The organism is Leptolyngbya iicbica LK (genome assembly GCF_004212215.1).
Taxonomy (GTDB): domain Bacteria; phylum Cyanobacteriota; class Cyanobacteriia; order Phormidesmidales; family Phormidesmidaceae; genus Halomicronema; species Halomicronema iicbica.
Window position 1 is genome coordinate 740,917 of the sequence record NZ_QVFV01000001.1, and the last position, 11,975, is coordinate 752,891.

Below are 11,975 nucleotides of genomic sequence, written 5' to 3' on the forward strand. Positions count from 1 at the left end.
AAGCTGATGTTTCGCTTCGACAACAGTGTATTTAACAGGGTAGCGAAGTTCACTCTGAACCTAGTACCTCAGTTATAAGCGCAGTCACCGGGAACTACACCCGAAGATGTCGGGATTACAGATCACTGTTACAGTTCTTGAGTGAATTTTATAATCACGGCATCCCCACGTGCGGCAGCGATCTCCCCCGTTAGAATTAGATGACGTTGCTGACTGACTTTTGCTCCCGCTTACTTGATCAATATGGCTTTTCCGCCCCCTCCTAAAAGTTCCCCGCAATCGTCCCGATGGCAACGTCTGCTGGCCCAGGCGGGCAAAGTTGGTCAGCCGTCAGTGCTCGCGACGCTGGCAGCCAGCGCATTAGTGCTCGGGGTGCGTGCCGTCGGTGCCTTACAAGGGCTAGAGCTAGGGCTGTACGACCAGATGATGCGGCTGCGACCCACGCCCTTGCCTGACGATCGCATCCTCGTCGTGGGTATCGACGAAACCGATATTCAATCGCGCCAAGAATGGCCCATTCAAGACGACACGATCGCGGAACTCTTATCTGTCTTGATTGAGGCCGAGCCCCGCGCTGTCGGCCTTGATATGTTTCGAGATTTGCCCATCGGCGAGGGGCGAGACACGCTGCTCGAGCAAATTCAAAACAACAGCACCATTTTTCCGGTTTGCAAAATTAGTAGTCCCGATAATCCAGGGGTACCGCCCCCCCCCGGCACTCCAGAAGCCCAAGTTAGCTTTTCTGATTTAGTCGTTGATCCGGGAGGGATCTTGCGGCGGAGTCTGTTGATTGCGGCGCCACCGACTGATGCCGATACGGTCGGCACCCACATTTGCAATGATCCCAACGCTCAACTGTTTTCGTTAGGGTTACAACTGGCGCGACAATACCTCACCACCGAAGGCATAGAACTTGAGGTGACCGCTGAACAAGAGCTTCGTTTCGGCAACGTCGTTTTGTCGAGACTGCAATCGAACCTGGGCGGATATCACAACATTGATGCCCAAGGGTATCAAATCATGTTGAACTATCGGGCAGCGAGAATGGCGGTGCCCCAGGTAAGTTTGACAGATGTGTTGTCGGGGGATGTCGGTGCTGCTCAGATCCGCGATCGCATCGTGCTGATCGGGGCCACCACCCCAGAAGCAAAAGACGAGTTTTATACCCCCTTTAGTGGCGGCTTACGCGACAGTCAAAAAATGGCGGGCGTGATCGTTCATGCCCAATCCGTCAGTCAAATTTTGAGCGCCGTGTTGGATGATCGGCCCCTGCTGTGGAGTTTGCCAACCTGGGGCGAGGCCCTGTGGGTCGTCATTTGGGGCCTTGGCGGGGCGCTGTTTGCCACTTATATTCGCCGTCCTGTGACTTACGGAGCCGTCGCGATCGCTCTACTGGGGGGACTCTATGGCCTGTGCTTTGTTGTCTTCCTACAGGGGGGATGGCTACCGATTGTGCCCGCCGCTTTAGCCCTGGGTTTTGCCTCAGGCGGCGTAGTCTTGCTCGATCGCTTCAACAAGAGCGATTACGGCCAAGCCGTTTACAAACAAATGAAGGTGCTCCTGCGCTTAGACATTGAGATTGACCACAGCAAAGTGGGCGAACAGGTCGCCGAAATCACCGATACGGAATACTTCAACACCCTGCAAGCCCAAGCCCGAGAGTTGCGCGCCCGCCGCCAAGGCAAGCAGTCGACAACTCCCACCGATACCAGAACGAGCACAACGCCAGCGGCAACATCAGCGTCTGACGAGCCATCGGAGCCCATCACCACCGATGATTATTTGCAAAATTTGAAGCAGAAAGCGGAGCGCTTCAAATCGACCAGCGACCTCAAGTCCAAATCAGACAAACCGGACGCAGAGAGCTGATCGGCTTATCCAGTCCTCAACTCTCTGCGTACAGGTCGTGGCGGAACCGCTGGGGGCGGAGTTTGGAGATTCCAGACCAGTGAGTCAAAACCATGGGGACACTATCGCGGCGGCGACGGTGAACTGGGTTGATTGCGGTAGCGATCGCAGGTAGCGACAAATTTTTCTGCTAGAGCGGGTTGCCCCCCCCAGTGCACGTGGACATACGCTGCATGCAGCGTCGCTCGTCCCCAGCCATCGGTGCCCGTTGAGCTAGCTGGCTCATGCAGTAGGGGATAGCTACTGAGGGCAGACAAAGGAGCCGTGGGAGTCGGGGCGATCGCAGAGCGGTGAAATTCGTGCCCCCAATAGCGTTGGCCGACAGTGGCGACGGCACTATTTTGCAGCGCCGTGACCTGGCGGTAGCCTAGAGTAAGTTGACCAGTCATCGTTGTCGTCGCGGGAATCGTCCCCACCATCGGCCACGATCGCCCGTCCAAATCCACCAGCGACTTACACAGATACATCAGGCCGCCACATTCGGCATAGGTGGGCAAACCTGCGGCCAGAGCTTGAGCGATCGCTCGTCGCATCGCGGTATTTTGAGCCAGCGCTTCCGCAAACATTTCGGGAAAACCGCCGCCGAGCAGCAGGCCACTTAAATCTGTCGGCAGAGCCGCATCCACCTGGGGACTGAACGGCACCAACTCAGCCCCCAGGCGATTCAAGTAGGCCAAATTATCTTCGTAATAGAAGTTGAAAGCGAGATCGCGTGCAATCCCGATCTTCAGTGGTCTGATGGTACGAGCAGAGTGGGCAAGCGGTGGGATCGCGGCCCTAGATACCTCAGCACTGGGGAACGCATCGGTAGCTTTGGCAGAAACCGGGACATTGTTTCCAGAAGCTTGCAATACCCGCTCTAAGGCAGGCCAGTCAAAACATCGCTGGCCCAAGGCCGCCAAATGTTGGAACCGCTGCGGTAAGTCGGATAACTCGTCTGTGGGCACGAGCCCCAGATGGCGATCGGGCAGGGCCACCGCATCATCGCGCCGCAATACTCCCAATACGGGAATCTGTAGCGGCGCGATCGCGGCTTGCAACATGGCGAGATGGCGATCGCTGCCTACCCGGTTGAGCACCACGCCCACCAGCTGCACTTCAGGATCGAGCGTTTGATAACCGTGGACAATCGCCGCCAGCGATCGCGACAGGCGGGCACAATCCACCACTAGCAACACGGGGCAGCCCAGCAACCGAGCAATGTGGGCCGTGCTGGCCCAGTCCGTCCCCCCGGCCCCGTCAAACAGTCCCATCACCCCTTCGACAATGGCGTAGGTCGCCGTCCCTGCATGCCTCTGAAAGCATTGCTGAACATAGCTTTCAGAAGTCATCACCGGATCTAAGTTATAAGCTGGACGTCCGGTGATGGCCCGGTGAAACATCGGATCAATATAATCAGGCCCAACCTTGAACGCCTGCACCGTGACGCTACGCTGCCGCAGGGCCGAGAGCAGCGCCATGGTTACCGTCGTTTTGCCCGCACTGCTGCGATCGCCCGCAATAATCAATCCACCCATGCGTTTCTCTCACGACTCTCAACAGATGCCTGACGCGGCTCAACCAACACCTGTTGGATCAACGAATTGCACCTGTTCAACAGCTTGCGCCCGCTGGACAAATCACATTCACCCCAGGGCGCAGCACGATTCATCATGGCAAGCCAGACTATTCCACCGATTCAATGGCGTAGATATCAGGCAAGTCGCGGTAGCGCTCATCCCAATCGAGGCCGTAGCCGATCACAAACTTGTCTTCAATGGTGATGCCGCAGTAATCAATATCGACGGGCACCACCCGCCGCTCAGGCTTACTCAACAGGCTACAGAGCTTGATGGAAGCGGGCTGTTGTGCCTTCAGTAGGTTCAGGGCCACGGTGGTCGATCGCCCCGAATCCACAATGTCTTCCACCAGCAAGACGTGCTGATTGGTGACGGCACCCGGAGGTAACTCGACCAGCACCCGCACCTCGCCAGAACTCTCAGTACCCGCACCATAGCTGGATAGCCGCAACAGCTCAACCCGGTCGACGGGGGTCTTGAGAGCGCGAATCAGATCGGCGACAAAAATAAACGCCCCTTTGAGTACGGTGACCACAACCAGCGATCGCCCCACATAATCTCGGTCAATTTCAGCCGCCAAGGCTTGCACCGTTTGGGCAATTTTCTCCTTTGAGATATAAACCACCCACTGATCGTTCATTGCCGCATCCTCTCCAACTGGCTTCTGTATTTTGCCAGAGTGTTTACTCGCCCAACGCCACGACCGCAACAAACCAGCGATAAGCTCACCTTTTCAGCCTTATCAACAAAATTTCACACCTTCAAGACTTACATCTAAGCGACATTGAAGATAGACTTTAGTTAATGGGAATTAATTTTTGATAGCATTTAATCTATGGACGCTCTTGGGGTAATTCCGGTGTCGACACATCCTGAACTAGCTGAATTGGCTGCGCTGGTGCCCGTGCTCGGCTTAGCAGATGCCTCGACCTTAGCTCCGAAGTCGGTGTTGGAAGCCTGCATTTTTGCGACGGTTTTGATCGGCTTCATCGGCATTATTTGGAAGCGTAACTTAATGATGAAAACCCTGGCAATGGATGTCATGAGCACCGGGGTCATTGCCTTTTATGTGTTGGTGGCCGCTCGCCCGGGCCTCTTTTCGCCCATTTTGACCGAGGGGCGCGAAGTGGCGTATGCCGACCCAGTGCCGCAGGCGGTGATTTTGACGGCGATCGTCATTGGCTTTTCGGTTCAGGCGTTGATGTTAGTAGGCGTGATGAAGCTGTCGCGCGATAACCCCACCCTGGATACCCAGGAGATCGAGCGGAGCCACACGCCATGACGATGAACACGTTCACCATCTTTTGGATTGCGCTCCCGCTGTTTCTCGGGTTCAGCAGCTATCTGTTTCCGCGCTCGGGGCGCATCCTCACTTTGGGCGTCGCCTTGACTTCGCTGGTTTACAGTCTGATGTGCTTGTTTCAGGAGGCGCCCACCACCTTGCAACTGGTGGACAACTTTGGCGTCTCGTTGATGATTGACGACCTCAGCGGCTTCTTCATTCTGACGAATGCGCTGGTGACGGCGGCAGTGGTGTTTTACTGCTGGCAGCTCAACAAATCCAAATTCTTTTACACGCAGACCGTGATTCTGCACGGCAGCGTCAATGCAGTGTTTATCTGTGCCGACCTCATTAGTCTGTATGTGGCGCTGGAAGTGATTGGCATTGCGGCATTTTTGCTGATTGCCTACACCCGCAGCGATCGCTCCATTTGGGTGGCCCTGCGCTATTTGTTTGTCAGCAATACGGCCATGCTGTTTTTCCTGCTGGGGGCAGCGTTGGTGTATCAGCAGAGTCAATCGTTTGCCTTCACGGCCCTGGCGAATGCGCCGATGGATGCGATCGCGCTGATTTTTGTCGGCTTACTGACCAAGGGCGGCATTTTTGTGTCGGGGTTGTGGCTGCCGCTCACTCACTCGGAATCGGAAACCCCCGTGTCGGCCATGCTGTCTGGGGTGGTGGTGAAGTCGGGCATTTATCCGCTAGCCCGCTTTGCCCTGATGTTCGAAGACATTGACCCGATTGTCCGCTTCTTTGGGGTGGGTACGGCATTGCTGGGCGTAGGCTACGCCGTGTTTGAAAAAGACACCAAACGTATGTTGGCCTTTCACACCGTGTCGCAGTTGGGGTTTGTGTTGGCCGCGCCAGAGGTGGGCGGGTTCTATGCGCTGACCCATGGTTTGGTCAAGTCAGCCCTGTTCTTAATTGCGGGTAACTTGCCCAGTCGCAATCTCAAAGAATTGCGCCACCAACCCATTCCCCGCGCCGTCTGGGTGGCGTTGGCGATCGCCAGTTTCTCCATCTCCGGCTTCCCCCTGTTGTCAGGCTTTGGGGCCAAAGTGTTGACGATGAAAAATCTCTTGCCCTGGCAGGTCATCGGCATGAACGTGGCCGCCTTGGGAACAGCGATTTCCTTTGCCAAATTCATCTTTTTGCCCCATAGCAGTGAGGTACAAAGTTCGGTGAAGTCTGGCTTCTGGGGTGCCATGACACTGCTGTTGGGCGGCTTAGTCTTTGCCAATGTGGTGTACTACGAAGCCTACACCCTGGGCAATATCGTCAAACCGCTGGTCACGATTTTCCTGGGGTGGCTGGCCTACTGGTTCATCTTTCGCCGGGTGGCGATCAAGCTGCCGCGCGTGGTCGAGCAATTTGACCATTTGATTGGCGTCATGAGCCTGATGTTGATGTTCTTGTTTGGGATGGTGCTGGCATGATCGGATACCTTGACCTGCTGCTGCGGCTGACCATCTGGTTTTTGCTGACGGCGGATCTCAGCCCCGCCAACATTATCATCGGGGTTTGTATCGCCTTGATTTTGCCCCGCAACCGTACCGTCACGGCGGTGCTCAAAGATTGGCTCCATGCGATTTGGGAAATCATCGTCGCCATTCCCACGGCCTATATCGAAGCGGTGGAAATCATCTTGCGCCCCCACACAGCCGAAGACACCGTGATGGAGCGGGTGAAGCCAAACCGCACCCCGGGCCTGATTTTTTTGGACATCTTTTTGATTACCTTTACGCCCAAAACCATCGTGCTGAAATATCACGAAGACGGTCGCTATGAGGTGCATCGCGTGCGCCGCCGAAAACTCAAGCAAGGAGGGGAGTAGCATGAACGGCATTTTGATTGCCATGATTTTGGCGTTGCTCATCCCCATTTACGAAGCGTGGCAGGACGAAGATATTTGGCAAAAAATGTTGGCCTTTGCCAGTATCGCCACCAAAACCTCCATCATGATTTTGGTCGTGTCAGTGCTGCGAGATGACTGGATGATCGGCCTCGTCGGCGTGTTGATTTTGAGTGTGGGCAATGCCGCCCTCATGCTGTTGGCCCACATTATTCGGAGGTTGAACGAAGCATGATCGACTTTTTCAGTTACGGCCTTATGGTCTTGGGGGTCATCTTTTGGTTTTGGGGCACGTTGCCCCTCTTGGGACATCGCTCCGTGCTGTTCAAACTCCACAGTCTTTCGGTGGCCGATACCTTGGGCTCTATGAGCATCGTTGCGGGCCTCTTGCTCAAAATTCCAGGTGAATGGCCGCTACTGGTTTTAGCGATCATCTGCCTGGCGATTTGGAATACGGTGCTGGGCTACGTGCTGGCTTACTGTTCGAGTACGGGAGGGGAAGATGCTTGAGAATTTAGATGTGGTGGCGATCGCGGCGCTCTTGCCCATCACCGCCTGCATGTTGGTCACCCAAGTCAATCCCTATCACGCGCTGATTATCCGCGGCATTGTGGGCGCAGTGGCAGCGCTGGTGTATGCCCTGTTTGGCGCGGCCGATGTGGCGTTGACCGAGGCTTTGGTCGGCACCATGCTGTCGATTACGCTGTATGCGATCGCCGTGCGGTCTTCCATGAGTTTGCGCCTGGGCACCTTGGCCCCTGCCCTGCCCAATCCTGACGCAGTGTCCGCCCCCCTAACTCAGCAGCTCTTTCCCGCTCTTCGCCAGGCCTTGAAAAAACATCACCTGCGTTTAGAGGTCTTACCCTACACCAGTGCTCAGGCCTTGCAGCTAGCGCTGGAAAATAAAGAGATTCACGCTGTGTGTCTACCCGCCGCTCAGCTCGACCCAGGGGAGACTACCGACGATTTAACCGCCCCCTACGTGTTGAATATTCGCCTGCCCCGACTGTATGAAATTTTGGGTGCTGCCCTGCCGCCTGAAATTGCGGCGGTGAACTTTTCACGGGCGCTACGGTTGATGCCAGCGGAGCCGCCCTCCCCTGACAGCCAATTACAAAATGCCTTGGAGGGTCAGCCATGAAGTGGATTTATATTGCCGCCGCGATCGCCCTCTATTTGAAAATGCTGGTGTTTCCCAGCCCCGCCGTCGACACCGCCGAGCTCTCCATCGTCGAGTTGGTGGTCGAAGATAGCGGCGTTGTTAACGCGGTGTCGGGCATTATCTTTCGCAATCGGTTGTACGACACGATCTTTGAGGTGGTCGTGTTCAGCATCGCTATTATGGGCGTGCGGTTTTTGCTGGCCGATGAGCAGCCTTCCTGCACGGTTTACCAATTCACCGATGATCCCTCAATCGTTCTGGCCCGTTTGGGGGCGACGATCGCGGCGCTGGTCAGTATCGAACTCGCTATTCGCGGTCACCTGAGTCCTGGCGGCGGTTTTGCCGCAGGGGTCGCTGGGGGCACTGCGATCGGTCTGGTCGCCATCACCTCATCGTCGAGCCTGATGGAATCGATCTACCAGCGCTGGCAGGCCGCCACCCTCGAAAAAGTATCGGTATTAATCTTTATTGTGATCGCGGCCCTGTCGCTCATCGGCATTGAACTGCCTCAAGGCGAACTTGGCTCCCTCCTCAGCGGCGGCTGGATTCCCCTGCTGAATATCTTGGTCGCCATCAAAGTAGCCCTCGGCGCCTGGGCGGCGATTCTAGTCTTCATTCGTTATCGCGGTTTGCTGTAGCCGCCAGACCAGCCTCGTTGGCAATAACGACCGAGGAAAATCGGCGGTGTTGGCGGCGATCTGAGGTCCCGGGCGAGCCATCGCTGGTTGGCTTAGGCGAGACCGTGACCGCGCGATCGCTGACTGGTCCCGTTGGCCCTTGTGGTTGGCCAAAGGGATTGGTAGATCTCATTCTGTCATCGCTGAAATGAACCGATATTGAACGAAATCGCGGTGGTTTTTCCTCAAAATAAAAAATGATGTTGTAGAGCTATGGAGAGAGCGGTTCGTCCGATTACACTGCAAATACTTGACTCAGGGACTGTTGATGATGATTTCAACTTCTACCAAACGAATTAGTCTAGCCTTACCCATCAGTGGCTTAATGCTGGCTACAGCGATGGTCTGGCCTGCCGTCGCCCAAGACCAAAACGAGTTTCCGGGACGGCGAATCGGTGGGGGAACCCGTGGCGGCTGCGTGATTAACGCGGCTGGCGTCATCGCGATCAATCCTGAAAACAATTTGGGGGTCACCCAGCGTGAGGCACCGACCTTATATTTCGCGGTGCCCGCCACGGCGGAGCCTTATCAAGTGACGTTTTACTTAGAAACTGAAGACGCCGAGCCCCTCTATGAGACAACCGTAGCAGCGGGGGACAAAGCGGAACTGATCGGGGTACAGCTTCCCGCAGACACCCTCACGGCGGGGGAATATTATCCCTGGTCCTTTGCGGCGAATTGTGATGAAACCAACCCAGCAACCGCGATCGTGGTGAACGGCTGGTTGCAACAAACGGCGCTGGACTCAGAGGCGATCGCCGAAGCTGAGTCACCCTTGGCCCAGGTGCAAGCCTATCAAGCGGCAGGGCTGTGGAGTGACGCGATCGCCCTGACAGCAGAACTGCTGGCAGCTAACCCTGACTGTGAAGAATATCAGGCGCAGTGGTCGGCACTGTTAGAAGCGTTAGGCCTGGAGCAGGCAATTGATGCCCCAATGTCAGTGCGTCTACCGATGTAACCGAGTGAGGATGTGAAGCTTGCCTCGACTGGCAACTTTTTTACAACAGGTGCGATCGCGGGTGAGTCGTCGGGGACAAGCGCCGCAATCGCCTCGCGTTGTGCCGCAAATCTTTTGGGCCGCATTACGCTCGGTGCTGATTTCTAGCACGGTGGTAGTCGGCGTGTGCGGGGTCGCCCAGCGCGCCGGCTGGCTAGAACCGCTGGAACTCGCGATGTACGACCAATGGGTGCGATCGCGATCGGCCCTGCCCCCGGATGAGCGGCTGCTCATCATCGGGATCGAAGAAGCCGACATTCGCCGCTATGGTTGGCCGCTCAGCGATGAAGTATTGGCTGATGCGCTCAACCGGCTGCAGACGGTCAATCCCAGCGTCATCGGACTCGATATCTATCGCGACTTGCCAGTGACACCAGGCGAAGCAGCCCTGGTTGAGGCATTAGCGGCGACTAATGTCATTGCCATTACTAACCAGGCGTTTGCGATTCCGCCCCCGCCGACGGTGCCCCCAGAGCGAGTCGGATTTAATGACTTTACCCTCGACACCGATGGCGTGCTACGGCGCAACTTATTGCAGGTGGGTGATGGCGCCGACCCTTACTTTTCGTTTGCACAACAGGTCAGCCGCTTACATTTAGCCCAGCAGGGCAAGACGTTCGACTACACATCTCAGGCCCTAATTTGGGATGAGGTGGTTTTAGAGCGCTTGCAACGCACGGATGGCGGCTATCAAACCGCCGATGTGCGGGGTTACCAAATTTTGTTGGACTATCGGGGTGCTGAGGCGATCGCCCCCACCCTGACCCTGCATGAACTGCTGACTACCCCCCCGGCTGCGCTCCCCGACCTTACGGACCGGGTGGTGTTGATTGGCAGTGTCGCCCCTAGTCTCAAAGACTTTTTGCCCACCCCTTACAGCGCCGTGCAGCAAGAGTCCTTTCAAATGTCGGGGGTGATGGTGCATGCCCAGATGGTCAGCCAGGTACTGGATGTAGTCGCCGGTACGCGCCCCCAGTTTCGTTACTGGCCACAATGGCTAGAGGTGCTGTGGCTCTGGGCTTGGGCGATCGCGGGTAGCCTGTTGGCGTGGCGATTACGGCGACCGATTGTGTTAACCATCGTCGCGCTGGGCGGCATCAGTGTGATTGTGCTCACCAGTGCCACTTTGTTCACAATCCACGTGTGGATTCCGGTGGTGGGGCCGGTGCTGGCATTTGTCGGGGCGTTGGGCTTGGCCATGACCCACCGGGTGTTTTACACCACCTCGCACGACGCTTTGACGGGTGCCCTAAACCAAAGTTCTCTGACGGCTTACCTGCGGCGATCTCTGAAACAGCGTCAACGGCAGCACCAACCACAACCGCTGGGCCTCTTATACGTGCATCTCGATCAGTTGGGCCTGGTCAATAGCAGCCTGGGCCAAACAACGGGCAATTACATGTGGCTGGAACTCATGTCACGACTGCGATCGCGGCTGCCCAAGACGGCCCGCATTGCCCGCATTGATGAAGACGATTGTGCGATCGCCCTTCCCGCTTTCGATAAAGCCGCCCTGGAAACCCTGGCGAACCAACTGCGGGACGATGTCGCCCAGCCGATCGTCATTCCCCCGCAACAGTCAGTGGTGACCGACACCAATATCGGCATTGCTATTACCCAGCCCGACTACGTTCACACCGCCGAAAACCTCATGCGCGATGCCCATACCGCCATGTTTCGCGCTCGTTCGCTCGGCCAAACCCAATATCAAGTGTTTGCCACTGGCATGTTAGAAGCCAATGTGCAGCGCTTTGCCCTAGAGGGGGAACTGCGTCAGGGGCTGGCGAACCAACAGTTTGAACTGTATTACCAGCCCATCGTCTCTCTAAAAAGCGATCGCATCGCCGGGTTCGAGGCCCTCATTCGCTGGCAACATCCTCAACGAGGCTTCATCTCGCCGGGCATGTTTGTTCCCCTCGCCGAAGAAACGGGCTTGATCATTCCTCTCGGCAAGTGGATTTGTGAAACCGCCTGCCAACAAGCCTACGTTTGGAAACAACAATTTCCCGACTGGCCCCTGCTCATCAGCATTAACCTCTCTGGTCGGCAGTTTGAGCAGCCCGATCTGGTGGAACAATTAGCCGCCATCATGCACGATCGCCAACTGTATGGCCTCACCTTTAAGCTCGAAGTGACCGAAAGCATGGTGATGGGCGATGTGGAAGCCGCCATTGACCTGATGTTTAAGCTGCGATCGCTCGGCTGCAAGTTGAGCCTCGATGACTTTGGCACGGGCTATTCCTCCCTCAGCTATCTGCGCCGGTTTCCCATCGATACCCTCAAGGTCGATCAATCCTTTGTGCGCAATATGCATAGTGCTGAAGACTTTGCCATTGTCCGCACCATCGTGGATCTGGCCCATACCCTCGGCATGGACGTGATTGCCGAGGGAGTCGAAACCCTTGAAGATGTGGCAGCCTTGCGATCGCTCGGCGCCGAATATGGCCAGGGCTACTACTGGGCCAAGCCACTCGCCGCCGCCGCCGCCACCGAGTTTTTGGCGCAAAGTTTTCAGTAACGCTGCGGTACCTCGTAATT

The 11,975-nt window shown here is 56.2% G+C and carries 13 protein-coding genes; 10 read left to right on the forward strand and 3 right to left on the reverse strand.

Annotated features, from left to right (window positions below; all coding sequences use genetic code 11):
- Nucleotides 1-243 precede the first annotated feature (243 nt).
- On the forward strand, nt 244-1,869 hold the full coding sequence (locus DYY88_RS03180) for a CHASE2 domain-containing protein (RefSeq protein WP_052288220.1): 1,626 nt from the start codon (nt 244-246) through the stop codon (nt 1,867-1,869).
- A 101-nt stretch (nt 1,870-1,970) separates the two neighbouring features.
- Here DYY88_RS03180 and DYY88_RS03185 read toward each other — a convergent pair whose 3' ends face one another.
- Nucleotides 1,971-3,425: a cobyrinic acid a,c-diamide synthase CobB gene (locus DYY88_RS03185; protein WP_039725367.1), complete on the reverse strand. Its 1,455-nt coding sequence runs from the start codon at nt 3,423-3,425 to the stop codon at nt 1,971-1,973.
- A 148-nt stretch (nt 3,426-3,573) separates the two neighbouring features.
- On the reverse strand, nt 3,574-4,107 hold the full coding sequence (gene hpt, locus DYY88_RS03190) for a hypoxanthine phosphoribosyltransferase (protein ID WP_039725368.1): 534 nt from the start codon (nt 4,105-4,107) through the stop codon (nt 3,574-3,576).
- Between the two features lie 219 nt (nt 4,108-4,326).
- Between hpt and DYY88_RS03195 the strand changes: the two genes are divergently transcribed.
- The 7 genes from DYY88_RS03195 to DYY88_RS03225 are packed head-to-tail and all read left to right on the forward strand — an operon-like array spanning nt 4,327 to nt 8,401.
- Nucleotides 4,327-4,749 carry a cation:proton antiporter subunit C gene (locus DYY88_RS03195; protein ID WP_367889255.1) on the forward strand — a complete coding sequence of 141 codons (423 nt, stop codon included), beginning with the start codon at nt 4,327-4,329 and terminating at the stop codon, nt 4,747-4,749.
- On the forward strand, nt 4,746-6,185 hold the full coding sequence (locus DYY88_RS03200) for a cation:proton antiporter (RefSeq protein WP_437438573.1): 1,440 nt from the start codon (nt 4,746-4,748) through the stop codon (nt 6,183-6,185). Before DYY88_RS03195 ends, DYY88_RS03200 begins: the two co-directional genes overlap by 4 nt.
- Nucleotides 6,182-6,583 carry a Na+/H+ antiporter subunit E gene (locus DYY88_RS03205; RefSeq protein WP_039725370.1) on the forward strand — a complete coding sequence of 134 codons (402 nt, stop codon included), beginning with the start codon at nt 6,182-6,184 and terminating at the stop codon, nt 6,581-6,583. Before DYY88_RS03200 ends, DYY88_RS03205 begins: the two co-directional genes overlap by 4 nt.
- A gap of 1 nt (nt 6,584) precedes the next feature.
- Nucleotides 6,585-6,836, forward strand: coding sequence for a hypothetical protein (locus DYY88_RS03210; RefSeq protein ID WP_039725371.1), 252 nt, complete (start codon nt 6,585-6,587; stop codon nt 6,834-6,836).
- The gene (locus tag DYY88_RS03215; RefSeq protein WP_039725372.1) at nt 6,833-7,111 is read left to right on the forward strand and encodes a monovalent cation/H(+) antiporter subunit G; all 279 of its coding nucleotides are present in this window, start codon (nt 6,833-6,835) and stop codon (nt 7,109-7,111) included. The genes DYY88_RS03210 and DYY88_RS03215 overlap by 4 nt, the downstream gene beginning before the upstream one ends.
- Complete coding sequence (locus DYY88_RS03220) at nt 7,104-7,742, forward strand: DUF4040 domain-containing protein (protein WP_063776154.1); 639 nt, start codon at nt 7,104-7,106, stop codon at nt 7,740-7,742. Before DYY88_RS03215 ends, DYY88_RS03220 begins: the two co-directional genes overlap by 8 nt.
- Complete coding sequence (locus tag DYY88_RS03225; protein ID WP_039725373.1) at nt 7,739-8,401, forward strand: Na(+)/H(+) antiporter subunit B; 663 nt, start codon at nt 7,739-7,741, stop codon at nt 8,399-8,401. The genes DYY88_RS03220 and DYY88_RS03225 overlap by 4 nt, the downstream gene beginning before the upstream one ends.
- On the opposite strand, the gene DYY88_RS03230 is transcribed toward DYY88_RS03225, so the two are convergent.
- Nucleotides 8,376-8,573, reverse strand: a complete 198-nt coding sequence (locus tag DYY88_RS03230) for a hypothetical protein (protein WP_130199310.1) — start codon at nt 8,571-8,573, stop codon at nt 8,376-8,378. The genes DYY88_RS03225 and DYY88_RS03230 overlap by 26 nt on opposite strands.
- Nucleotides 8,574-8,711: 138 nt before the next feature.
- On the opposite strand from DYY88_RS03230, the gene DYY88_RS03235 reads away from it, so the two are divergent.
- A complete protein-coding gene (locus tag DYY88_RS03235; RefSeq protein ID WP_163685906.1) occupies nt 8,712-9,398 on the forward strand; it encodes a DUF928 domain-containing protein in 687 nt (228 codons plus the stop codon).
- Nucleotides 9,399-9,417: 19 nt separating this feature from the next.
- Entirely contained in the window at nt 9,418-11,955 is a 2,538-nt protein-coding gene (locus DYY88_RS03240) for a putative bifunctional diguanylate cyclase/phosphodiesterase (RefSeq protein WP_052288221.1), read from the forward strand.
- The last annotated feature ends 20 nt before the right edge of the window (nt 11,956-11,975 follow it).